The organism is Citrobacter sp. MNAZ 1397 (assembly GCF_023613995.1).
GTDB classification, from domain to species: domain Bacteria; phylum Pseudomonadota; class Gammaproteobacteria; order Enterobacterales; family Enterobacteriaceae; genus Phytobacter; species Phytobacter ursingii.
Genome location: NZ_JAKIVH010000002.1, coordinates 458,647 through 483,137 on the forward strand (window position 1 = coordinate 458,647; position 24,491 = coordinate 483,137).

Consider the following 24,491-nt stretch of genomic DNA (forward strand, 5'->3'; position numbering starts at 1 on the left):
TTCATCGTCATGATCACTGGCATCAACAACAAGACGTTTCTGACCACGCTGTCACATCTGGCGTCTTCTGTCGGCAACTCCTCACCGACAGTGAAATCCAACGGCTCGGCATTGCCTGCCGCGGCATCCGCTTCTGCGAAAGTGATTTTCGGCAGCCAGACGGCAGAAATTGCCGCCGTGTACTCCATGTCGCCAACCAAAATTAGCGATGCTGCGAAAGCGTCAACGCAAGCGGACAGTGCGCTTTCGGGGCTGATGCATCTGGGGTTGAGCAGTGAAGGCGTATCCTCGTTAAGTGGGCTGGGGGGGTTACTGCTCAGTAACTACGCCGATAATCAGGGCGATGTGAGTCAGGCGCTGACCAGCCTCGGGCTGGATAACAACATAACTTTCCCCACTAAATCTGCCGTGTCGCTGAATATCACGACGCAATCAGGTTCTGTTGTCCATCTGAATCTGACGCGTCAGAGTGATGGTATTGCCGTGGAACTCACAACCGAAGGCGGCAAAGCCAGCAATGACGAAGCGGCAGAGATAGCGAAATTAGGCAATGCTTTCCAGTCTGCGCTTAACGGTTTGAGCGAGAAGCCTCCGAGAATGGACGTTTCTGGCCTGACGCAGTTTGACAGCTCTCTTATCAAATCCGTCGATCTGAAAACCGATCTCAGCCGTGGCGATTTGTCACAGCAATCCCTTAACTTCCATGCGGATGGGAGTGAACGCTGGATTGGCTATCAGGACAATAATTTCTCGCTGAAAATGACCAGCGATACGTCTAATCCGTCTCTGGTGGGCAATGCGGCGGAACAACAGGCGGCCTTAAACGCCTGGGATAGCAAGTTTGATAAAGCACGTCGTGATGGCCACGGCGATAGCGATCAAATGGCGATGCTTAAATCCGCCTTCCATGCGCTGAATAAGACGCAGCCCAAAGAGAGCAGCAAGGCGAGCTCAACGGGCGCAATTCAGATGGGCGGCGATGGCAAGGTACAGATCCGCGGTCTGAGTGATTTCTCCCTGTCGCTGACGGAAACGGAGAAAGCCATTAACCCGTATCGTATGGATGAGAAAGAGAGCTTCGCGTACCAGGCATCGCAATCGACACAAGAGAGTACGTCGCATGATGGTTCGTTGAGCGTTAAGCAGACGCTGCATACCCACCTGACCGCGTCCTGGTATCAGGCGCTGGACCCGGCCACGCCGCTTTCGCTTAATTCAAGCAAAAATTCACAGAATTATCTGTACCATACGGTGGATAATGAAGAAACCAATGCCACCACCTTCAATTACAATGCGAAAGGCTTCCTGACCAGTATCGGTAACCATACGCAGGTGAATAACGTCGAAACGGTGCGTAAGTATGTGTTGGGCGAGCTGGTGGATAAAACCATCACCCCAGAAAAGTATGAGCGCAATAACTTACTCAATATGTCAAAAGACAAGTAACGTTTCTTCTGGTACGGCCCTGCGGGGCCGTATTGCGTGGTTTCTACCGTTTTTTCTCTGTCTTTAAAAGACGATTTCCTCTGCTTTATCCTGCCCTTAACGATTCAGCCAATTTTTAATGTTGCTTTTTTGTAAACAGATTAACACCCCCTGAAAATCCTGCTATCCTGCCCGTTGCGGTATTGCGGATTTACCCTACAAACTGCTGTCTCACAGGAGCGTGAAGAGAATCGCCTGCCGCATTATGACAATGAGAGCGAGGAGAACCGTCGTGCTAGAAGAATACCGTAAGCACGTAGCAGAACGTGCCGCCGAGGGAATTGTACCCAAACCTTTAGATGCAACCCAAATGGCCGCGCTCGTCGAGCTGCTGAAGAACCCGCCTAAGGGCGAAGAAGAATTCCTGTTAGATCTGTTGATCAACCGCGTACCGCCTGGTGTAGATGAAGCTGCCTACGTAAAAGCCGGATTCCTTGCTGCTATCGCCAAAGGCGAAGCCACCTCCCCACTGGTTACTCCTGAAAAAGCCATTGAACTGCTCGGCACCATGCAGGGTGGTTACAACATTCATCCGCTGATTGACGCGCTGGATAACGACAAACTGGCACCGATTGCCGCTAAAGCGCTCTCTTCTACACTGCTGATGTTCGATAACTTCTATGATGTCGAAGAAAAAGCGAAGGCGGGCAATGCATACGCGCAGCAGGTACTGAAATCCTGGGCGGATGCCGAGTGGTTCCTGAGCCGTCCGGCACTGGCAGAAAAAATTACCGTTACCGTCTTCAAAGTGACCGGTGAGACTAACACCGATGACCTGTCTCCGGCGCCGGATGCGTGGTCGCGTCCGGATATCCCACTGCACGCCCTGGCGATGTTGAAAAACGCCCGTGAAGGCATTGAGCCGGATCAGCCTGGCAGCGTTGGCCCGATCAAACAGATCGAAGCCCTGCAGAAAAAAGGGTTCCCGCTGGCCTACGTGGGTGACGTTGTGGGGACCGGTTCTTCCCGTAAGTCTGCAACCAACTCCGTACTGTGGTTTATGGGGGATGACATCCCTCATGTGCCGAACAAACGCGGCGGCGGCCTGTGCCTCGGCGGTAAAATTGCGCCGATCTTCTTCAACACCATGGAAGATGCGGGCGCGCTGCCCATTGAAGTGGATGTGTCAAACCTGAATATGGGTGACGTGATTGACGTGTATCCGTTCAAAGGTGAAGTGCGTAACCACGAGACCAACGAACTGCTGGCCAGCTTTGAGCTGAAAACCGACGTGCTGGTCGACGAAGTGCGTGCCGGTGGCCGTATTCCGCTGATTATCGGCCGTGGTTTAACCACTAAAGCGCGTGAAGCGCTGGGTCTGCCGCACAGTGATGTCTTCCGTCAGGCGAAAGACGTGGCGGAAAGCAGCCGTGGTTACTCTCTGGCGCAGAAAATGGTCGGTCGCGCCTGCGGCGTGGCCGGTATCCGTCCGGGCGCTTACTGCGAGCCGAAAATGACCTCCGTCGGTTCTCAGGACACCACCGGTCCGATGACCCGTGATGAGCTGAAAGACCTGGCATGCCTGGGCTTCTCTGCTGACCTGGTGATGCAGTCCTTCTGTCACACCGCGGCGTATCCGAAGCCGGTTGACGTGACCACCCATCATACGCTGCCGGACTTCATCATGAACCGTGGCGGCGTCTCCCTGCGTCCGGGCGATGGCGTTATTCACTCCTGGCTGAACCGTATGCTGTTGCCGGATACCGTGGGTACCGGCGGTGACTCCCATACCCGTTTCCCGATCGGCATCTCCTTCCCGGCGGGTTCCGGCCTGGTGGCGTTTGCGGCGGCGACTGGCGTGATGCCGCTGGATATGCCGGAATCGGTACTGGTGCGCTTCAAAGGTAAAATGCAGCCGGGCATTACCCTGCGTGACCTGGTTCATGCGATCCCGCTGTACGCTATCAAGCAAGGCCTGCTGACCGTTGAGAAGAAAGGGAAGAAAAACATCTTCTCTGGCCGCATCCTGGAAATCGAAGGTCTGCCGGATCTGAAAGTCGAGCAGGCATTTGAGCTTACCGATGCGTCTGCTGAGCGTTCTGCTGCCGGCTGTACTATCAAGCTGAACAAAGACCCGATTATCGAGTACCTGAATTCCAACATTGTCCTGCTGAAATGGATGATTGCCGAAGGCTACGGCGATCGTCGTACGCTGGAGCGCCGTATCCAGGGCATGGAAAAATGGCTGGCGGATCCGCAACTGCTGGAAGCCGATGCTGACGCAGAATACGCGGCGGTGATCGACATCGATCTGGCTGAAATTAAAGAGCCGATTCTGTGTGCGCCGAACGATCCGGACGATGCGCGTCTGCTCTCTGATGTTCAGGGCGCGCAGATCGATGAAGTGTTCATCGGTTCCTGCATGACTAACATCGGCCACTTCCGTGCTGCCGGTAAACTGCTGGATGCGCATAAAGGCCAGCTGCCGACCCGCCTGTGGGTTGCGCCGCCGACCCGTATGGACGCCGCGCAGTTGACCGAAGAGGGCTACTACAGCGTGTTCGGTAAGAGCGGCGCGCGTATTGAGATCCCGGGCTGCTCCCTGTGTATGGGCAACCAGGCGCGCGTAGCTGACGGTGCGACGGTGGTCTCCACCTCAACCCGTAACTTCCCGAACCGTTTAGGGACTGGCGCTAACGTCTACCTGGCGTCGGCTGAACTGGCGGCGGTGGCTTCTCTGCTCGGCAAACTGCCGACGCCGGAAGAGTACCAGACCTATATTGCTCAGGTTGATAAGACCGCGGTGGATACCTACCGTTATCTGAACTTCGATCAGTTGAACCAGTATACGGACAAAGCTGACGGCGTGATTTTCCAGACGGCAGTGTAAATGCTACCCTCTCCCGTGGGAGAGGGGCTGGGGGTGAGGGCATCAGACCGCACCTGACCCAATGCTGGGGGTGAGGGCATCAGGCCGCAGGGTCTTGCTCTCACCTTTTTATTTTCATTCCTCCCACCCTCCACGCTTTTTTTCTTCCTCTCTGCTGCGATAATTACCCTAATGGCTTTGCAGAGGAAAACACTATGGATTACGAATTTCTGCGCGACATCACCGGAGTGGTAAAAGTGCGCATGTCGATGGGCCACGAAGCTGTTGGTCACTGGTTTAATGAAGAAGTGAAAGACAACCTGGCCCTGCTTGATGAAGTGGAGCAGGCAGCGCATACCGTGAAAGGCAGCGAACGCTCGTGGCAGCGCGCCGGGCATGAATATACGTTGTGGATGGATGGCGAAGAGGTCATGGTGCGTGCCAACCAACTCGAATTCTCAGGCGATGAGATGGAAGAGGGGATGAGCTATTACGATGAAGAGAGCCTGTCGATGTGCGGTGTGGAAGACTTTCTCAATGTGGTAGCGGCATACCGCGAGTTCCTTAAACAGCGTTAATTTACCCCTTGCTTCTCCGGGACCGGTCTTCCGCATTGCCGGGAACCGGTGCTCTGTCCCTGTAAATGCGCGTAGTGAAAAACCTCAGCTGTTTTTCATATTTCCCTTTGTCGATTTTTTGCGCTGGAATGGTCTTCCGGATAGCTTGCGGAGACTGAGATGAAAGCGTTTATTTCCCGTTATTTTTTGCGCAATTCAGCGCGCGCTCAGCGCCATGATGCGGAACATAACAGCAGACGAATAATGGAGTCGCTGCTCGCCGTCGCCAGCCTGTACGGTGTTGATATTGCCAATGTTGACGTGGAGTGGTTCCATGACGAAACAACACGCTGAACATCGCGCGACCCGCGAAACTTACTGGAATGAGCGATGCGCTCTGGCAAACAGACCGGAGCATCCTTGCTCCGTTGTGGGTTACACGGCCGGAATGTTGCGACCGTAGTAAATTTCACGCATCTCTTTCCATAGCGCTTCCGTAATCTCTTTACGTTCCTGCGCTGTCAGCTCTTCTGGTTTGGTATGGAACATGTAGTGCTTAAGATCGAATTCTTTAAGCAACATCTTGGTGTGAAAGATATTTTCCTGATAAACGTTCACGTCCACCATGTCATACAGCGACTTCATATCCTCTGACATAAAGTTCTGAATAGAATTGATCTCATGATCGATAAAGTGCTTCATGCCGTTGACGTCACGGGTAAAGCCGCGAACGCGATAATCGATTGTCACAATGTCCGATTCAAGCTGGTGAATCAGGTAATTCAGCGCTTTCAGCGGTGAAATCACCCCGCAGGTCGACACTTCTATATCCGCGCGGAAAGTGCATAGTCCCCCTTCCGGGTGGCTTTCCGGATAGGTATGTACGCAAATATGGCTCTTATCGAGGTGGGCGACCACGGCTTCGGGAAGCGGCCCGGGATGCTCGGTTTTATCGATAAGCTGCGGGTCGACCGGTTCTTCGCTGACCAGAATAGTCACGCTCGCACCCTGCGGCTCATAATCCTGACGGGCGATATTGAGGATATTGGCTCCGATGATATTACAGGTTTCCGTCAGGATTTCCGTCAGACGATTGGCGTTATAGAGTTCATCAATATAAGCGATATACCCATCACGTTCTGCTTCCGTTTTGGCATAGCAGATATCGTAAATACAAAAACTCAGGCTCTTGGTCAGGTTGTTAAAGCCATGCAGTTTCAGTTTTTTCAATTTCGTATCTCTCCTTAGGACGACTGCGAAGAGAGTGCGTCTTGCAGATATTGTGGCAGAGCAAACGCTGCCGTATGAATGGCCGGATTGTAATAACGGCAGGTCAGGCCTGCGTTATGGAAACGCGCCTGAATAATCTCGCTGGAAAGGTGACGTAGCGCTTCATTATCTGTCGCCCAGGCGAAAGTCATAATGCCACCGTAATAGGTGGGAATAGCCGCCTGGTAAAACCCGACATCGGTGAAGTAATGACTGAGCTTACGGTGGCTGTCTAACGCTTCATCCTGTTGCAGGAAGCAGACGCCATTCTGTGCGACAAAGATGCCACCAGGATTCAGGCAGCGTTTGCAGCCTTCGTAAAACGCCGAGGTAAACAGGCTTTCGCCGGGACCAACCGGATCCGTACAGTCGGAAATGATCACGTCAAACGTTTGCGTGGTTTGCGTAACAAAGTTCACGCCATCATCGATAACCAACTGGAAACGGGGATCGTCGTAAGCGCCCGCGTTGTGTTTCGGCAGATACTGGCGGCAGAAAGAGACGACGCCGGCATCAATTTCCACCATGGTAATGGTTTCGATATTTTTATGGCGGGTGACTTCACGCAGCATGGCGCCATCGCCACCGCCGATGATCAACACCTGTTTCGCGCGGCCATGGGCGAGCAGCGGAACGTGGGTCATCATTTCGTGATAGATAAATTCGTCGCGTTCGGTGGTTTGTACCACGCCATCAAGCGCCATGACACGGCCAAAAGCGGCGTTTTCGAAAATGATAAGATCCTGGTGCCCGGTTTTCTCGTGGTACAGCACCTTATCAACGGCAAAGTATTGCCCAAACTGGTCGTGCAGCGTTTCGTGCCACAGCGTGTTATCGGCCATAGGTTGCTCCTTTGTTAACACCTGCTCAAAACAGGCGCAACATCATAGCTAACTCTGACTGTGGATGCACGGCCAGCGTCCCTCGCTGGAAATAACTTATTTCACGTAGGCGAGCAGGCTGAGCGAGTCACGCGCCAGCGCTTTGCATTTTTTGGCGGTAGGAATGCGGATGCCACTCAGGTCGCGATAGCTTGCTTCGCCGAGCGATTTCATGTCCCAGGAGTCGTAGTTACTCAGATCCCACTGGTTTTGCTGTGCGAAGAAAACCAGCGCCCGGCGAATCTGTCCATTGGGTAAATTGTTATAGCCACAGTCATTTTTCAGAAAGACAAATACAGCCGTAAGGTCGGCCATATCTTCCGCTTCGGATTCATTCAGGGCGTAGCTATTAGCGGAGACAGCCAGCAGGCTGCCGAATAAAATCGTTCTGAAAAGCGTCTTCATTATTTCTACCACGGCATAACGGAAATTAAACGTTAGCACACTGTTGGCGAGGCGACGATATTTATTATCGTCCGAATACAGCCACATTTCTTGACCTTCCGGCAAGGGGAGGGTTTATGCTCAAATTCCAGGCTGATAACAGTAAGGAAAGGGACATGCAACGTCGTGATTTTTTGAAATACTCTGCTGCGCTCGGCGTGGCGAGTGCACTGCCGCTCTGGAGTCGTTCTTTGCTGGCGGCGGAAAGGCCCGTGTTACCGATTCCCCCGTTGCTGAGCGCCGATGCGCAAAACCATATCCAGCTTACGGTTCAGACAGGAACGTCGACGTTTGCGGGCAAGCAGGCAACAACCTGGGGCTATAACGGCAGCCTGCTCGGGCCAGCGATTCAACTGCGTCAGGGGAAAACCGTTAACGTGTCCATTCGCAACGCGCTGGCGGAAGAGACAACCGTACACTGGCACGGGCTGGAAGTATCGGGTGACGTCGATGGCGGGCCGCAGGGTGTGATTAAGCCCGGCGATAGCCGTACGGTCTCGTTTACGCCGGATCAGCCTGCATCAACCTGCTGGTTTCACCCTCATCAACATGGAAAAACCGGCCATCAGGTAGCAATGGGGCTGGCCGGACTGCTGCTGATTGAAGATGAAAACAGCCGTAAGTTACGGCTGCCTCAGCAGTGGGGTATTGATGATATTCCGGTCATTATGCAGGACAAACGCTTTGCCGCTGACGGGCAGATTGATTATCAACTGGATGTGATGAGCGCGGCGGTAGGGTGGTTTGGCGATACATTACTGACGAACGGCGCCCTCTATCCACAGCATGCGGCACCTCGTGGCTGGCTGCGTTTACGCCTGCTCAATGGATGTAACGCTCGCTCGCTGACCGTAGCTGCCAGCGATAATCGCCCGCTTTACGTGATTGCCAGTGACGGTGGCTTACTGACTTCTCCGGTGAAAGTCAGCGAGCTGTCACTGTTGCCGGGAGAGCGCTTTGAGGTACTGGTTGAGACCCGAGATAATAAAGTCTTCGATCTGGTCACGTTGCCTGTACAGCAAATGGGGATGACGGTTGCGCCATTTGATAAGCCGTATCCGCTGTTGCGTATTCAACCGGTGGTGGTAACCGCATCCGGTACCTTGCCTGACACACTGGCGACGCTCCCTGGACTGGCAGCGCTGGAAGGATTAACACAACGGACGCTACAGCTCTCCATGGATCCGATGCTGGACATGATGGGTATGCAGGCTCTGCAGCAAAAATACGGCGATGCTGCTATGGCAGGTATGGGGATGCACCATGGCAATATGAACCATGGTCAGATGCAGATGAACCACGGTGGTATGAACATGAGCATGAACCATGGCGACATGGGGCAGATGAATCACGGTAATGGGGAAATGGAATTTCATAGCGCCAATCGTATCAATGGCAAGGCATTTGATATGCAAGTGCCTGCGTTTGCCGCGCAGAAAGATACCTGGGAGCGTTGGGTCATTTCCGGTGAGGGCGACATGATGCTGCATCCGTTCCATATCCATGGCACACAGTTCCGCATCCTGTCGGAAAACGGTAAACCGCCTGCCGCACATCGCGCAGGCTGGAAAGATATTGTCAGCGTTGAAGGGGCGAAAAGTGAAGTGCTGGTCCGTTTTGCTCACGACGCGCCGAAAGAGTATGCCTATATGGCGCACTGTCATCTGCTGGAACATGAGGATACGGGGATGATGGTAGGGTTTACGGTTTAGGAAATCGGCTCCATGCAGTTCCCTCTCCCTTGAGGGTTAGGGTGAGGGGGAAAAGACAACTCTGCGGTTTGATGCCCTCACCCCGGCCCTCTCCCACGGGGAGAGGGAGAAAACACTAAAAAAGCAACGTACGTTACCTTTTTGCTTTTACCTTGTGCGGTCTGATGCCCTCTCCCTGAGGGCTGAGTAATCCCCGGTCATATTACGTTTTACAGCGATAACACCGCGTAATGAGAATAAAATAGTTACCGCGATGACAGGGTCCGGCTAAAAATCGATGAGGCGTTGACGGCTGACCGGGGCCGCCCGCAGGGAAGCGGGCGGAGGGGATAGCCTGCAAGGACGCAGGCTGGTCCCCGACCCGAAAGTCAGACGACATAAGACGAGTGGACCGCGAAGCGGCGATTTTCCTGCCGGGAGCCCGGGTTGCCAGGGTGGTGGCGATGAGCCACCCTGGCACGTTCACGGGTGCTGTCGTTATAGAAAAGCACCGAACATAAGGTGAACGGAATGACCACCAGCGCCGCATTTTCCCCCTAACCCTGGCCCTCTCCCTCGGGGAGAGGGGACAGGTCGTGCTCGCATTTTTATGAGGATCCCTCACCCCACGGGGAGAGGGAGAAAACATTAAAAAAGGCAACGTGCGTTGCCTTTTTGCTTTTACCTTGTGCGGGATGAGGGAACGGTTTCTTACTTCTCGTCCGGCAGGGCGTAGGCAACAATATAGTCGCCCATCTTCGTACCAAACGAACCGTGACCGCCTGCAGAGATGACAACATACTGCTTGCCATTCACTTCATAGGTCATTGGCGTCGCCTGTCCGCCTGCTGGTAAACGACCCTGCCACAGTTTCTCACCGTTGCTCATGTTATATGCGCGCAGGTAATTATCTGCGGTTGCCGCGATAAACAGCACATTACCCGCCGTGGAAATCGGACCGCCCAGCATCGGCATGCCCATATTGAATGGCACCGGAACCGGCATCGGGAACGGCATGCTGTCCTGCGGCGTACCAATACGTTTTTTCCAGACAACCTGATTGGTTTTCAGATCCAGCGCGGAGATATAACCCCAGGCTGGCTGTTTACACGGCAGACCAAACGGGGACAGGAACGGGTTCAGGGTTACGCCGAAAGGCACGCCATACTGCGGCTGAATCCCCGCTTCCGTACCACTGCCTTTCGCATCTTTCGGCTGTTCCATCGGGTTGCCTGGACCGCGTGGGATCAGTTTTGACACAAACGGCAGCGCCATCGGGTTGGCGATCGCCACCTGACGGTTAGGGTCAACGGAGATACCACCCCATTCGAACATCCCCAGGTTACCCGGGAACACCAGCGTGCCTTGCTCAGATGGCGGGGTGAAGATGCCTTCATAGCGCAACTGATGGAACATCACGCGACAGACCAGTTGGTCGAACATGGTCGCGCCCCACATATCCGCCCCGCTGAGATCTTTCTTCGGACGGAAACTCAGGTCGGAGAACGGCTGCGTTTTGGTCACGTAGTCGCCTTTGGCCGCACCCTGCGGAACCGGTTTTTCCGGCGCCGGGACAACCAGCTTACCGTTGCTGCGATCCAGCACGAAGATGTTGCCGGTTTTCGCCGGGGCGTAAATCACCGGCACCGTTTTACCGTTAACTGTGATGTCTGCCAGCGTCGGCTGGGACGGCATATCCATATCCCACAGATCGTGGTGAACCGTCTGATAGCTCCAGGCCAGTTTACCGGTGGTGGCGTTCAGGGCCACGATGGAGCTGGCGTAGCGTTCCTGCTCCGGCGTGCGATAGCCGCCCCAGATATCCGGGGTGGTCACACCCATTGGCAGATACACCAGGTCCAGCTTCGCATCATAGGCGGCTGGCGCCCACGAGTTAGGCGAGTTGAAGGTAAATCTATGTTCGTCAGACGGAATCGCGTTCGGGTCTTTCGCGCCCGGATCGAAGGCCCACAGCAGCTTACCGGTGTTCACGTCGAAACCACGGATAACGCCAGAGGTTTCACGGGTAGAGAAGTTGTCGGTCACCGAACCGGCAATCACAATCACTTTATCGGTAATGATCGGCGGTGAGGTCGGCTCATACAGACCCGGCGTGGTGTCCGGCATGTTGGTCTGCAGATTCAGAATACCTTTGTTGGCAAAGGTTTCGCACAACTTGCCGTTGTCGGCGTTGATCGCAAAAAGACGCCCATCGTTTACCGGCAGCATAATGCGGCGCGGGCAATCTGCCACGACATCCGGGCTGGCGTTATCTGCACGTGCTTCATGATAAGAAACGCCGCGACAGGTCACATGCTGGAAGGACTGGTTGGCATTTAACTGCGGGTCAAAATGCCATTTCTCTTTCCCGGTCGATGCGTCCAGTGCAAACAGGCGCTGGTGAGCGGTACACAGATAAAGGGTGTCGCCCACTTTGATTGGCGTCACTTCGTTGGTCAATTCACCCGGGTCAGTCGGCAGCTTCAGGTCGCCGGTGCGGAACACCCAGGCTTCCTTCAGATTTTTGACGTTATCGGCATTAATCTGTTTGAGCGGAGAATAGCGTTGACCTTCCTGATTGCGGCCATAAGCCGGCCAGTCGCCATCAGCTACCTGTGAGATAGGGGCGGCTGGCGTGGCATCCGCTTTCAGCGTTCCGTTCACTTCTTGTGGGTCATTAAAACCAGCCCACGTGAGAATGCCGCCGCTAATCAGCAGTGCTACCACCAGTGCGGCAACTGCACCGCCGGAAGGAAAAATCAATCTGCGCCAGACAAAGGGCAGAATCAGCCAGATACCGAAGAAGACCAGGATATCGCTGCGCGGCGTGAGCGCCCAAAAGTCGAAGCCCACCTCCCATACGCCCCAAATCATGGTCGCCAGCAGCAACGCGGCATACAGCCATAGCGCAGAACGCTTACGTCGCCATAAAAGCGCGGTGACGCCCAGCATGATAATACCCGCGATGGGGTAGTACCAGGAGCCGCCAAGGGAGACCAGCCATACCCCGCCGATCAGTAACCAAAGTCCGCAGAATGCTGCGAACAGCGCTGTCAGTATCACGAGGATACCTGACCGTTGCGTTTTTGTTTCAGCCATAAAAAGACACTCACCAAATTCATTAATATTTTAGTAGCAACTAATTATAGGATTTAACAAGTGTGATCGTCATCACAAAATGAGCTTTATCGACAGATAAGCATCGGAAATGCGTTTGCTGGTATACTGCACGCCTTGCGCTTCAGTAACCAAAGCAATAAGCAGGTTATTGAGTGATTTATTATTTAAATCATATGGTTATTTAAAATGAAACATAGTGTTGAAGTGATGATCCCGGAAGCGGAGATCAAAGCGCGTATCGCCGAATTGGGTCGTCAAATCACAGAACGTTATCAGGACAGCGGCAGTGAAATGGTGCTGGTAGGCCTGCTGCGCGGCTCGTTTATGTTCATGGCGGACCTTTGCCGTGAAGTTCAGGTACCGCATGAAGTCGATTTTATGACCGCCTCCAGCTATGGCAGCGGCATGTCTTCGACCCGCGATGTTAAAATTCTCAAAGATCTGGATGAAGATATTCGCGGTAAGGACGTTCTGATCGTTGAAGATATTATCGATTCCGGCAATACGCTCTCTAAAGTGCGCGAAATTCTCAGCCTTCGCGAGCCGAAGTCCCTGTCTATTTGCACCCTGCTCGATAAACCGTCGCGCCGTGAAGTGCAGGTTGATGTGGAATTTGTCGGCTTTTCGATTCCGGACGAATTCGTGGTGGGTTATGGCATCGATTATGCGCAACGTTATCGCCACCTGCCGTATGTCGGCAAAGTCGTGATGCTGGAAGAGTAAGCATAAAAAAGCCGGGCCTTAGCCCGGCTGATGCCGCATTCCGGCTGGCATCATGCCGCCGGAAATGCAGGATTATCTGTGATTGATGTGTTTCTTGCTGAGGTTCGAAACGCCCTGACGGTAACGCTGTTCCAGGCTTTCGCGGTTCGTTGCGGTGACTTCCAGGTCACGCAGTAAACCATCGTGAATGCCATATGCCCAGCCGTGAATCGTGACCTTTTGCCCACGTTTCCAGGCCGATTGCATAATGGTGGAGTGGCCGAGGTTATAGACCTGCTCCATCACGTTCAGCTCACACAGGGTATCAAGGCGGCGCTCCTGCGGCATCTCGCCAAGCAACGAACTATGCTTGAACCAGATATCGCGAATATGCAGCAGCCAGTTGTTTATCAGCCCCAGTTCCGGGTTTTCCACCGCTGCCTGCACACCACCACAGCCGTAGTGGCCGCAGATGATGATATGCTCAACCTCCAGTACGTCAACCGCGTACTGAACGACAGAAAGGCAGTTCAGGTCGGTATGAATAACCAGGTTGGCAACGTTACGGTGAACAAACAGTTCGCCTGGCTCAAGGCCGGTAAGGCGTTCTGCGGGAACGCGACTGTCAGAACATCCAATCCATAGAAAACGCGGTTTCTGCGCTTGCGCCAGTTTTTCGAAAAAGCCGGGATCCTCTTCCACCAGCATTTTTGACCATAGTGCATTGTTGCTGATGAGTGTATCTATGTCTTTCATGGAAGTTAACGACCTGTAACCAAATAAGTGCGTTGCGCTAATATAGGTCAACTCCCATGTTTTTTAAACCACACATCGAGTGTAAGAATAAGGTAAGTGAAAATTCATGACCATTGCACTGGAGCTTGAGCAGCTTAAAAAAACCTACCCGGGCGGCGTTCATGCGCTACGTGGTATTGATCTTAAAGTCGAAGCGGGGGATTTTTACGCGTTACTGGGACCAAACGGCGCAGGAAAATCTACCACCATAGGTATCATCAGTTCACTGGTAAATAAAACGTCCGGACGGGTGAGTGTCTTCGGTTATGACCTGGAAAAAGACATCGTTAATGCCAAACGGCAGCTCGGTCTTGTTCCTCAGGAGTTCAATTTTAACCCGTTTGAAACCGTACAGCAGATTGTGGTGAACCAGGCGGGTTACTACGGCGTTGAACGTAAAGATGCGCTTGAACGCAGCGAAAAATACCTGAATCAGCTCGATCTGTGGGAAAAGCGTAACGAACGTGCACGCATGTTGTCGGGCGGGATGAAGCGTCGTTTGATGATTGCCCGTGCGTTGATGCATGAGCCAAAGTTGTTGATTCTTGATGAGCCTACTGCCGGGGTGGATATCGAACTGCGTCGTTCTATGTGGGGCTTCCTTAAGGATCTCAATGACAAAGGCACCACTATCATTCTGACCACCCATTATCTGGAAGAAGCGGAGATGCTGTGCCGTAACATTGGCATTATTCAGAGCGGTGAGCTGATTGAGAACACCTCAATGAAGTCGCTTTTGGCGAAGCTGAAATCGGAAACTTTTATCCTTGATCTGGCAACGAAAAGCCCGTTACCCAAGCTGGAAGGTTACCAGTATCGGCTGGTGGATACCTCGACCCTGGAGGTCGAAGTGCTACGTGAACAGGGGATAAACAGCGTGTTCAGCCAGCTTAGCGCGCAGGGCGTACAGGTCTTAAGTATGCGCAACAAGGCTAACCGACTGGAAGAGCTATTCGTCACGCTGGTGCATGAGAAAAAAGGAGAGCACGCATGATGCAGCTTTACTGGGTGGCGTTGAAAAGTATCTGGCATAAAGAAATTCAACGGTTTATGCGTATCTGGATACAGACGCTGGTGCCGCCGGTCATTACCATGACGCTCTACTTTATTATCTTTGGCAACCTGATTGGCTCACGTATCGGTGAAATGCATGGTTTTACCTATATGCAGTTTATCGTGCCGGGTCTTATCATGATGGCTGTGATCACCAACGCCTATGCAAACGTGGCGTCATCATTTTTCAGCGCCAAGTTTCAACGCAATATTGAAGAGCTGCTGGTCGCCCCGGTGCCAACCCACGTAATTATTGCCGGGTATGTAGGCGGCGGTGTGGCGCGCGGTTTGTGTGTTGGGGTGCTGGTGACCGCCGTGTCGCTGTTTTTCGTGCCTTTTCAGGTTCATTCGTGGGTCTTCGTTGCGTTAACGCTATTGTTGACCGCGGTATTGTTCTCGCTGGCGGGACTGCTGAATGCGGTTTTTGCGACGACCTTCGATGACATCAGCCTGATCCCAACATTTGTTCTGACGCCGCTGACCTATCTTGGCGGGGTGTTCTATTCGCTCACGCTGTTACCACCGTTCTGGCAGGCGCTGTCTCACCTCAACCCCATTGTTTACATGATTAGCGGTTTCCGCTTTGGTTTCCTTGGTATTACCGATGTGCCGCTTTTCACCACGGTGGCGGTTTTGGCAGTGTTTATCATCGCTTTTTATCTGTTGTGCTGGTACTTAATCCAGCGTGGACGCGGTCTGCGCAGTTAATCACCCTTTCCCGGCGGCGTTCGTCGCCGGGTTCTCCTTGCCCTTTTAATCTATGATATCTGTCACCGACGGCTGATGGTCACCTGGCTAAACTGCAAGTCTGCTAAGGAGATACGTATGCTGGGATGGGTCATTACGTGCCATGGTGAGCTGGCGCAGGAGATGCTGGACAGTCTGGAGTGCCGCTTTGGTCCGCTTACGCAGTGCAGGGCGGTTAACTTTCGCCAGGGGCTTAGCACCAATATGCTCAGCCGTATGATTTGCGATGCATTACATGAAACAGATTCCGGCGAGGGCGTGGTTTTTTTAACGGATATTTCCGGTGCCGCACCTTATCGTGCCGCCTCGCTAATGAGCCATAAGCATGAGCATTGTGAAGTGATATCCGGCGTTGATGCTACGTTGCTGGAAGCGATGTATCCGTTGCGTGAATTTTGCAGCAGCGCCGATTTTCGTAACCAGATTGTGGTCGCTGGCGCGCCGGGGGTAAGCAGTCTCTGGCATCAGCAGCAGAAAAATCCGCCGTTTGTGTTGTTACATGATTTGTATGAAAAATAAACGTTGGTATTCATTTTTCTTTTTCCTACAATAATCTAAATTATATTTAGCCTGGTTGGGTGCATGCCTCGTTTTCTCCTCATTCTGTTCTTGCTGGTGTCATATAGCGTTTCTGCCCGTCTCGTTAGTGAAAATCCCGATCCTGCTCGTTACATGCAAATTACGGAAGATGCCGACATATGGGCGCAGATTGGCAACAATGTTATGACCGTTGGCAATATCCGCGCCGGGCAAATTCTGGCTGTGGTGCCGGGGGCGGAAGACTATTACGAATTTCGCTTTGGTTTCGGCAAGGCGTGGATTGATAAAGGGCATCTGGGGACGGTTCGTGGCAATGAAAAGGTGCAGGACAGCCTCGGTGACCTGAATAAGCCCCTGAGTAATCAAAATCTGATCACCTGGCGTGATACGCCAATGTATAACGAGGCGGATAATACCAGTGAGCAACTGGGTACGCTGGCCGGAAATCTGCGTTATCCCATCATTAGCAAACTGAAAGACAGACTTAACCAGACCTGGTATCAGATTCGCATTGGCGAACGGCTGGCGTGGATCAGTAGCCTGGATGCGCAGGAAGATAACGGTATCCCGGTGCTTACTTACCACCATATTCTGGAAGATGAGGAAAACACGCGTTTTCGTCACACCTCGACGACGACCTCTCTTCGCGCTTTTACCAACCAGATGACCTGGTTGCATGACCAGGGCTATACCACGTTAAACATGTATCAGCTGGAGGGTTATGTACGCAACGCGATGAACCTCCCCGCACGTTCGGTGGTGATCACCTTTGATGACGGGTTGAAATCGGTCAGTCGCTACGCCTATCCGGTGTTAAATGAATATGGTTTCAGGGCGACCGCTTTTATTATTTCGTCGCGCATTAAGCGTAAACCGCAACTCTGGGATCCAAAATCCCTGCAGTTCATGAGCATTTCTGAGCTGGAACAAATTTCTCATGTTTTTGATTTTCAGTCGCATACCCATTTTCTGCATCGCACCGATGACGTGGGGCATCCGATCCTGCTAAGTCGCAGTTATGACAATATCCTGATGGATTTCAAGCATTCACGCCGCGCGCTTTCTCAATTCAACCGGCATGTATGGTATCTGGCGTATCCGTTCGGGGGCTATGATGACAAGGCGCTGGCAGCTGCGAAGGATGCCGGTTTCCATCTTGCGCTGACCACGGTTCGAGGAAAGGTTAAGCCTGGAGATAATCCGTACTTGCTAAAACGGCTGTATATCTTAAAGACGGATTCGCTGGAGGAGATGTCGAGGTTAATCAGTAATCAGCCTCAGGGGTAAAATCAGGGGTATAAGGCTATTTTATTTGTCATTTTGAACCCGGGCAGTGCTCGAAATCCTCACGTACTGCGTGTACGCTCCGGTTTCTGCGCGCTGTCCGTGTCCAGACTGACTGCATCAATAACGCCTTCTCCCCCTGATTGGGGCAATCATGCTATTTTATTTGTCATTTTGAACCCGGGCAGTGCTCGAAACCCTCACGTACTGCGTGTACGCTCCGGTTTCTGTGCGCTGTCCGTGTCCAGACTGACTGCATCAATAACGCCTTCTCCCCCTGATTGGGGCAATGATGCTATTTTATTTGTCATTTTGAACCCGGGCAGTGCTCGAAATCCTCACGTACTGCGTGTACGCTCCGGTTTCTGTGCGCTGTCCGTGTCCAGACTGACTGCATTAATAACGCCTTCTCCCCCTGATTGGGGCAATCATGCTTTACCGCCGGATGACTTATGCCACCTGCACCGGTACTGCTTTTGCCGTGCGTTTCATCTCATTGTCACCGTCAAAATAGGCGACTTTCGGTTGCCAGCTACGCGCTTGTTCATCCGGCATGGTGACATAGCTTGCGATGATCAGGATATCGCCAACATCAGCGCAATGCGCTGCGGCGCCGTTGACCGAAATAATGCGGGAACCACGTTCACCGGCGATAGCATAGGTGGAAAAGCGCTTACCGTTGGTGACGTTGTAAATATCGATGGCTTCGTATTCCAGGATACCAGCCGCCTCAAGGAAATCCTGGTCAATCGCGCAGGAACCTTCGTAGTGCAGGTCGGCCTGTGTCACTTTGACGCGGTGGAGCTTGCCTTGCAGCATAGTGCGAATCATAACTTCTACCTTTAATGGCGTAACGAAATACAGGTATATCGCCGGGCGGCATTTGGCTGTCCGGCCAGATTTTCCCGGCCCGGCGACAGCGCCAGACCAGGCCGATAACAGGGCAGTATTGCCCGTTTTTTAACCCCTGTCTACGGGGGTGAGTTCAACCACTTTATTGTCGATAAGACGCGCCTGGCCCAGCCAGGCGGCCATCAAAATCACCGCGCGTTTGCTGGTCTGCGCAAGTTCCAGAAGCGTGTCTGCATCGCGGATCTGAATATCATCCGCACGCAAACCTGCGTCATTCAGCTCCTGTTCAGCCAGGGCAATGATCTCGTCAAGATTACGCTCGCCAGCCTGCAGTTTTGCCGCCATTGCATTCATGATTTTGCTCAGCGTGGGTGCGATTTTACGTTGCTCGGCAGTGAGATAGCCGTTACGTGAGCTGAGCGCCAGACCGTCTTTCGCACGCACGGTCGGTACCCCGACAATCTCAATGTCGTAGCCCATATCGGCAACCATTTTGCGGATCAACTGCAACTGCTGATAGTCCTTCTCGCCAAAGCAGGCGACATCCGGCTGGACCAGATTAAAGAGCTTGCTGACGATAGTGGATACTCCGCGAAAATGCCCGGGGCGGCTTGCGCCTTCAAGCATGGTTGAGATGCCCGGAACATCCACATAGGTTTGCGTGTCCGTACCCTGCGGATAAATATCATTCGGCGCAGGAGCGAAAACAAAATCCACTTTTCGTTTATTCAGCTTTTCGCAATCTTCTTGCAGGGTACGCGGATAGCGTGCCAGATCGTCGGCGCGATCAAACTGCATCGGGTTGACGAAGATGCTCACTACGACCACATCTGCCCGGGTTTTGGCTTCCTCAACCAGCGTCATATGGCCATCGTGCAGGTTGCCCATCGTAGGCACCAGCGCAATCCGTTTTCCTTCCTGACGCGCTCTGCGGATATGCTGGCGCAGCAGCGGCAGGGTTTCGATAATCAACACAACGGCACTCCTTAATGGAAACTGTGTTCTTCGCCCGGGTAAATCCCGGACTCAACATCGGCAACATACTGGCGCACGGCAGCGCGCATGTCGCCAGCCTCGCTCAGAAAGTTTTTCGCAAATTTTGGGATATGACCGCCGGTAATGCCGAAGGCGTCGTGCATCACCAAAATCTGGCCGTCTGTGACGTTGCCTGCGCCGATACCAATTACCGGAATAGTCAGCGCTTGCGTGACGCGCTTTGCCAGCTCGACCGGCACACATTCCAGAACCAGCAACTGTGCGCCTGCGGCTTCCAGCGCCAGCGCATCGTCCAGCAATGTTTGGCCAGCATCGCCGCGCCCCTGAACTTTATAGCCTCCGAAGATATTCACGGACTGCGGTGTTAACCCCAAATGCCCGCATACCGGCACAGCGCGTTCGGTGAGCCTTTTTACCGTGTCACTCAGCCAGCGACCGCCTTCGATTTTTACCATGTTGGCCCCGGCACGCATCACGGTGGCGGCGTTTTCAAATGCCTGCTCCGGGGTGGCGTACGCCATAAACGGCAGGTCGGCCAGCAGCAAACAATGAGGGGCACCACGACGCACTGCGCGCGTGTGATAGGCAATGTCGTCTACCGTCACTGGCAGGGTGGAATCATGACCTTGTACCGTCATCCCTAACGAGTCGCCAACTAACATCACGTTGATGCCTTCTTCGGCGAACAGTTTAGCGAAGCTGTAATCGTAGGCTGTGATGGTAGCGAAGCGTTTCTTTTCCTGTTTGCACTTAAGCAGCCAGGAGATGGTGGTGGGTTTCATAACGTTTCCTGATGGCTAAAAACGAATTCTGGCGCATTCTAACAGCAACGTTCAGGTGAACAATGATTTTAGGCAATCGTTTAACACCGATCACATCAGATGCGCCAGAAAAGCGTTTTACCACAAGGCAGGTTTGTCCGCAGCGCATTCTGTAAGGGCAGCGGCCAGCGTCACACCATCAGGAAAGACCAGCGCAGGAGCAATTTCAAATAACGGCCACAGCATAAAGCCGCGATTTCTCATGTCGTAGTGAGGAACGGTAAGACGCGGTGTCTGAATGACCCGATCGCCAAACAGCATGATGTCCAGGTCCAGCGTGCGCGGCCCCCAGCGCTCGGCTTTGCGCACGCGCCCCTGCTGCAGTTCAATACGCTGGGTATGGTCAAGCAGCGCGTCGGCTTCAAGTGTGGTTTCCAGCGCGACAGCGGCATTCAGATAGTCGGGCTGATCCTGCGGGCCAAGCGGAGGCGTGCGGTAGAACGCAGAGACAGCGACCACGCGGCTTTGCGGGATCTCTCCAAGGGCGTCCAGCGCTGCCTTTACCTGTTCCAGGGGCGATGCGAGATTACTGCCGATGGCGATATAGCAAAGGGTCGGGGACATACAGGCTCCTGCGTTTTTTGTTTCTGTATAGCATCAGGCCTGCACGCGGCAGGCCTGAATGGGATGATATTACGCGCTGCCTTCGCGGCGCGGCGCGCGTTTGCGCGGTCGGCGGTGGCGACGACGAACAGCGGGTTCATCGCCAAGGTCGTCAAGCATATCTTTCTGCTCCGGCGGTGCGGAAACCTGAAATTCTCCCCACCATTTCACCAGGCGCTGCAGTTCACCGTTGTTTTCCACCTCGGCACGCAGGGCCAGCAGATCGTAGGCCGCCCGGAATTTTGGATGCTCCATCAGTTTCCACGCGCGTTTACCCTGACGGCGGGACATACGCAACTGGAGCTGCCAGATATCGCGAATCAGCGAGGTGATGCGTTTCGGAATGGCCAGTGAACGGCAGGCTTCATCAAGCACATCATTCATGGCAAGCGCAAAGGCGTCGTAATACGCAAGGCCGCCTTCCTGGGTAATACGCTGTGCGGTTTCCAGCAGCGGATACCAGAACATAGCGGCAAACAAAAACGCCGGATTAACGCGCATATCGTTGTGAATGCGGGTATCGGTGTTTTTCAGTACCTGAGCAATGATGCGTTCCATCGGGCTGTCACCGTTTTCGGTGAAGAAGCGGCTGATGGTTGGGAACAGGGGCTGGAAGAGATTGTATTCACGTAGCAGGGTGTAGGTATCAAAACCATAGCCCGCCTGCAGTAATTTCAGCGACTCTTCAAACAGGCGCGCAGGAGGAACGTCGTTGATCAGGGCGGCCAGACGAGGAATGGGTTCGGCGGTCTCCGCGCTGATCGCCATCCCCAGTTTTGCGGCAAAACGCACCGCACGCAGCATGCGTACCGGGTCTTCGCGATAGCGGGTTTCCGGGTTCCCAATCAGGCGAATAACGCCTTCTTCCAGATCGCGCATGCCGCCGACATAATCACGTACGGTGAAGTCAGCTACGCTGTAATAAAGACTGTTAATGGTGAAATCGCGACGCTGGGCGTCTTCTTCGATAGAACCGAAAATATTGTCGCGCAGCAACATGCCATTTTGCCCACGCTGAGACGTGGTGCGGTCGGCTTCGGTATCTTCGTGATGACCACGAAAGGTCGCGACTTCGATGATTTCTGGCCCAAACATAACGTGGGCGAGGCGGAAACGGCGACCCACCAGGCGACAGTTGCGGAATAATTTACGCACCTGGTCCGGCGTGGCGTTCGTTGTGACGTCAAAATCTTTTGGTTTTTTGCCCAGCAATAAATCACGCACGCCACCACCGACGAGATAAGCCTCATAACCGGCTTTGTTCAGGCGGTAGAGGACCTTGAGCGCATTTTCACTGATATCTTTGCGTGAAATAGCGTGCTGTTCACGCGGGATAACCGTCATCTGAGGTTGTACGATAGCCTCAACGACCATGCTCTCTTCGCGACTTAGCACCTTTCGGCAAAAATTAGCGACTCGGGTAAAAATAGTGCACCTCGGTAGTGTCAAACGTCAGGACAAAAAAATAGCGGCTAATCATAGCTCAGCGCGAGGCGTTTGAGAATGCCGTATTCACATCCACTGCAATGGGCACATCGGCGAGCGTCCAGTTCGCCACCGCATTTTTCAATAAATCATCGACGCTGAGATCCTGCCACTCATTTGTTGCGCTCTGGTTTAAGAATTGTAACGCCCTGATTATTATGGGGCGAGGATCGCCGCCGGGCAAGGCGGGCGCGTGGTTTTGCTTGGAGAGTTTGTTCCCCTCTGCATTTAACGCCAGCGGCAGATGGACATACTGCGGTACCGGCCAGCCAAATTGTTGGTACAGCGAAATTTGCCTCACCGTGGGTTCAATTAAATCCGCGCCGCGCACAATTTCCGTGATGCCCTGAAAATGATCGTCAACCACGACGGCGAGATTATAGGCAAACAGGCCATCCCGGCGATGAATAATAAAATCTTCGCGCGCCAGTTTTTCATCCGCATAGAGTTCGCCGCGCAGTCTGTCGTGAAAATGGAGCACCGGATGTTGCTGTACCAGACGCACAGCCGCATTTTCCGGGCCATTATTAGCGCGACGGCAATGGCCGTCATAGATGCCCCCCTCGCTCTGAATACGCGCCCGCGTACAGGTGCAGTAGTAACTCAGCCCCTGGGTATGAAGCCAGTCCAGCGCCTCGCGGTAGGCCTCATGACGTTGTGATTGCCAGAGCACGTCTCCGTCCCAGCACAGGCCGTAATGCTCAAGCTGGCGCAGGATGGTGTCTGCGGCGCCGGGGACTTCACGCGGGGGATCAATATCTTCGATACGTACTCGCCAGATACCCTGCTGCGCGCGCGCCTGCAGGTAGCTACCCAGTGCAGCAATCAGCGAGCCAAAATGGAGTTCACCGGACGGTGATGGCGCAAAGCGCCCGATATAGTGAGAGTCAGACATAAAGAACGGGAAAGGCCGACAATACGGGAAATTTTCCCCGACTATAGCACAGCATGATTTGAAGGCGCAGGCTGGAATCAGCGCTGCGCCGTCTGAGGGGGTGACCGATGGTCGGCCAGAAGCGAATTAACCCGCCATCTGTTTTTCGCGGATTTCCGCCAGTGTTTTGCAATCGATGCACAGGTCAGCGGTCGGACGCGCTTCCAGGCGGCGAATGCCGATTTCAACACCGCAGGATTCGCAGTAGCCGAAATCTTCGTCTTCAACTTTTTTCAGCGTTTTCTCGATCTTTTTGATCAGTTTACGCTCGCGGTCACGGTTACGCAGTTCGAGGCTGAACTCTTCTTCCTGTGCGGCACGATCTACCGGGTCCGGGAAGTTAGCTGCTTCATCCTGCATATGGGTGACGGTGCGATCGACTTCATCCCTGAGTTGATTACGCCACGCTTCAAGAATACGCCTGAAGTGCGCCAGCTGGGCTTCATTCATATACTCTTCGCCCGGTTTCTCTTGATACGGCTCCACCCCAGCGATGGCGAGAATACTCAGGGACGATGTTTTACGGTTTTGCCCTTCTTGCATGTTGCTTCTCCTTAACACGCACTATCGATCCCCGTGTTGGGGGAAAATCAGGCCGCTATAAATAGCAGATGCTTTTCCGGATGGCAAATATCTAAACGTAACACTTGACAAGCCTGTGAGGAAAAGCGTATTTGCGCACGCGACCAGAACACTTATTATTCAATGGCTGCCCTATATCGTGAAAGGCAGCGGCAATCTCAGAGTCATATTTGTAGCAGAAAGTTCCGCTTTTACCGCCAGAATTTCTACCCCCTGATTTTGTGCTTCCTTTAGCAATCGTGCGTATTTCTCATCAATATGGCGCGCTGGAGAAAAATGTTCAACGGCTGAATGCAGCACGGCAAACAGTATAACTGCGCGGTCGCCGCTGGCCGCTACGCTCATTAACTCACGCAGATGTTTTTGTCCGCGTAGCGTAACGGCATCAGGGAAAAAACCGCATTCCCGCTCGGCGAGCGTTACTGATTTAACTTCAATATAGCAGTTGCGGCGACCATCTGCCTGTAACAGAAAATCAATTCTGCTGCCTTCGGCACCATATTTCACTTCATTTTTCAGTGTGCTGTAACCCAACAGCTCAGGCAGACGGTTTAGCTGGATCGCTTCCTTCGTTAACGTATTAGCGCGAAGCGTATTAATGCAAATAAAGGCGCCCTGTTGGGTTTGCGTTAATTCCCAGGTATGCGGATATTTGCGTTTAGTATTTTCTGATGTGGAATACCAAACCGTATCGCCAGGTGTTGCACAACCGGTCATTGCGCCAGTATTAGGGCAATGGATTGTCAGCGTTTCGCCTTCTGGGGTGATCACATCGGCAAGGAACCGCTTATAGCGCTGAATAAGCGTGGCGGATCGGAGGGGGGGCGAAAATTCCATGACG

The 24,491-nt window shown here is 53.3% G+C and carries 23 protein-coding genes; 10 read left to right on the forward strand and 13 right to left on the reverse strand.

The window, feature by feature from the left end; translation table 11 throughout:
- Positions 1-9 precede the first annotated feature (9 nt).
- The 4 genes from L2097_RS16845 to L2097_RS16860 all read left to right on the forward strand — a co-directional run bounded on the left by L2097_RS16845 (position 10) and on the right by L2097_RS16860 (position 5,205).
- Entirely contained in the window at positions 10-1,446 is a 1,437-nt protein-coding gene (locus tag L2097_RS16845; RefSeq protein WP_223883562.1) for a hypothetical protein, read from the forward strand.
- Positions 1,447-1,717: 271 nt separating this feature from the next.
- Complete coding sequence (acnB, locus tag L2097_RS16850; RefSeq protein WP_250353333.1) at positions 1,718-4,315, forward strand: bifunctional aconitate hydratase 2/2-methylisocitrate dehydratase; 2,598 nt, start codon at positions 1,718-1,720, stop codon at positions 4,313-4,315.
- A 194-nt stretch (positions 4,316-4,509) separates the two neighbouring features.
- Complete coding sequence (gene yacL / locus L2097_RS16855; RefSeq protein ID WP_047371802.1) at positions 4,510-4,872, forward strand: protein YacL; 363 nt, start codon at positions 4,510-4,512, stop codon at positions 4,870-4,872.
- Positions 4,873-5,031: 159 nt separating this feature from the next.
- Positions 5,032-5,205 carry a hypothetical protein gene (locus L2097_RS16860; RefSeq protein WP_167337899.1) on the forward strand — a complete coding sequence of 58 codons (174 nt, stop codon included), beginning with the start codon at positions 5,032-5,034 and terminating at the stop codon, positions 5,203-5,205.
- A gap of 81 nt (positions 5,206-5,286) precedes the next feature.
- Here L2097_RS16860 and speD read toward each other — a convergent pair whose 3' ends face one another.
- The 3 genes from speD to L2097_RS16875 all read right to left on the reverse strand — a co-directional run bounded on the left by speD (position 5,287) and on the right by L2097_RS16875 (position 7,406).
- On the reverse strand, positions 5,287-6,081 hold the full coding sequence (gene speD / locus L2097_RS16865; protein WP_085005556.1) for an adenosylmethionine decarboxylase: 795 nt from the start codon (positions 6,079-6,081) through the stop codon (positions 5,287-5,289).
- A 14-nt stretch (positions 6,082-6,095) separates the two neighbouring features.
- Positions 6,096-6,962 carry a polyamine aminopropyltransferase gene (gene speE, locus L2097_RS16870; protein WP_047371800.1) on the reverse strand — a complete coding sequence of 289 codons (867 nt, stop codon included), beginning with the start codon at positions 6,960-6,962 and terminating at the stop codon, positions 6,096-6,098.
- A gap of 96 nt (positions 6,963-7,058) precedes the next feature.
- Positions 7,059-7,406 (reverse strand): YacC family pilotin-like protein, encoded by a 348-nt coding sequence (locus tag L2097_RS16875; RefSeq protein WP_047373393.1) that lies wholly within the window; start codon positions 7,404-7,406, stop codon positions 7,059-7,061.
- A 155-nt stretch (positions 7,407-7,561) separates the two neighbouring features.
- On the opposite strand from L2097_RS16875, the gene cueO reads away from it, so the two are divergent.
- Entirely contained in the window at positions 7,562-9,157 is a 1,596-nt protein-coding gene (gene cueO, locus L2097_RS16880; protein WP_250353334.1) for a multicopper oxidase CueO, read from the forward strand.
- Between the two features lie 690 nt (positions 9,158-9,847).
- Here cueO and L2097_RS16885 read toward each other — a convergent pair.
- On the reverse strand, positions 9,848-12,235 hold the full coding sequence (locus tag L2097_RS16885) for a glucose/quinate/shikimate family membrane-bound PQQ-dependent dehydrogenase (protein ID WP_047371798.1): 2,388 nt from the start codon (positions 12,233-12,235) through the stop codon (positions 9,848-9,850).
- A 207-nt stretch (positions 12,236-12,442) separates the two neighbouring features.
- Between L2097_RS16885 and hpt the strand changes: the two genes are divergently transcribed.
- Positions 12,443-12,979, forward strand: coding sequence for a hypoxanthine phosphoribosyltransferase (hpt, locus tag L2097_RS16890; protein WP_229220469.1), 537 nt, complete (start codon positions 12,443-12,445; stop codon positions 12,977-12,979).
- A gap of 72 nt (positions 12,980-13,051) precedes the next feature.
- Here the strand turns inward: hpt and can are convergent, their stop codons facing one another.
- Positions 13,052-13,714, reverse strand: a complete 663-nt coding sequence (can, locus tag L2097_RS16895) for a carbonate dehydratase (RefSeq protein WP_039078401.1) — start codon at positions 13,712-13,714, stop codon at positions 13,052-13,054.
- Between the two features lie 106 nt (positions 13,715-13,820).
- Here can and L2097_RS16900 point away from each other — a divergent pair, with 106 nt between their 5' ends.
- The 4 genes from L2097_RS16900 (at position 13,821) to L2097_RS16915 (ending at position 17,380) form a co-directional block, all read left to right on the forward strand.
- Complete coding sequence (locus tag L2097_RS16900) at positions 13,821-14,747, forward strand: ABC transporter ATP-binding protein (protein ID WP_047371796.1); 927 nt, start codon at positions 13,821-13,823, stop codon at positions 14,745-14,747.
- A complete protein-coding gene (locus L2097_RS16905; RefSeq protein WP_047371795.1) occupies positions 14,744-15,514 on the forward strand; it encodes an ABC transporter permease in 771 nt (256 codons plus the stop codon). Before L2097_RS16900 ends, L2097_RS16905 begins: the two co-directional genes overlap by 4 nt.
- 117 nt (positions 15,515-15,631) lie before the next feature.
- Entirely contained in the window at positions 15,632-16,072 is a 441-nt protein-coding gene (locus L2097_RS16910; RefSeq protein WP_047371794.1) for a PTS sugar transporter subunit IIA, read from the forward strand.
- Positions 16,073-16,135: 63 nt separating this feature from the next.
- Positions 16,136-17,380 (forward strand): polysaccharide deacetylase family protein, encoded by a 1,245-nt coding sequence (locus tag L2097_RS16915; protein ID WP_047371793.1) that lies wholly within the window; start codon positions 16,136-16,138, stop codon positions 17,378-17,380.
- 447 nt (positions 17,381-17,827) lie between these two features.
- Here the strand turns inward: L2097_RS16915 and panD are convergent, their stop codons facing one another.
- From panD to sfsA, 8 genes are all read right to left on the reverse strand, one after another.
- Positions 17,828-18,208, reverse strand: coding sequence for an aspartate 1-decarboxylase (panD, locus tag L2097_RS16920; protein ID WP_039078406.1), 381 nt, complete (start codon positions 18,206-18,208; stop codon positions 17,828-17,830).
- Between the two features lie 129 nt (positions 18,209-18,337).
- Entirely contained in the window at positions 18,338-19,204 is an 867-nt protein-coding gene (gene panC, locus L2097_RS16925; RefSeq protein WP_250353335.1) for a pantoate--beta-alanine ligase, read from the reverse strand.
- Between the two features lie 11 nt (positions 19,205-19,215).
- A complete protein-coding gene (panB, locus tag L2097_RS16930; protein WP_250353336.1) occupies positions 19,216-20,007 on the reverse strand; it encodes a 3-methyl-2-oxobutanoate hydroxymethyltransferase in 792 nt (263 codons plus the stop codon).
- 117 nt (positions 20,008-20,124) lie between these two features.
- Positions 20,125-20,610 carry a 2-amino-4-hydroxy-6-hydroxymethyldihydropteridine diphosphokinase gene (folK, locus tag L2097_RS16935; protein WP_250353337.1) on the reverse strand — a complete coding sequence of 162 codons (486 nt, stop codon included), beginning with the start codon at positions 20,608-20,610 and terminating at the stop codon, positions 20,125-20,127.
- Positions 20,611-20,679: 69 nt separating this feature from the next.
- Positions 20,680-22,077 (reverse strand): polynucleotide adenylyltransferase PcnB, encoded by a 1,398-nt coding sequence (gene pcnB, locus L2097_RS16940; protein WP_206780281.1) that lies wholly within the window; start codon positions 22,075-22,077, stop codon positions 20,680-20,682.
- Positions 22,078-22,132: 55 nt separating this feature from the next.
- Positions 22,133-23,029 carry a tRNA glutamyl-Q(34) synthetase GluQRS gene (gene gluQRS, locus L2097_RS16945; RefSeq protein ID WP_047371788.1) on the reverse strand — a complete coding sequence of 299 codons (897 nt, stop codon included), beginning with the start codon at positions 23,027-23,029 and terminating at the stop codon, positions 22,133-22,135.
- A gap of 126 nt (positions 23,030-23,155) precedes the next feature.
- Positions 23,156-23,611: an RNA polymerase-binding protein DksA gene (gene dksA, locus L2097_RS16950; protein WP_001155227.1), complete on the reverse strand. Its 456-nt coding sequence runs from the start codon at positions 23,609-23,611 to the stop codon at positions 23,156-23,158.
- Positions 23,612-23,782: 171 nt separating this feature from the next.
- A complete protein-coding gene (sfsA, locus tag L2097_RS16955; protein ID WP_250353338.1) occupies positions 23,783-24,487 on the reverse strand; it encodes a DNA/RNA nuclease SfsA in 705 nt (234 codons plus the stop codon).
- Positions 24,488-24,491: the final 4 nt, after the last annotated feature.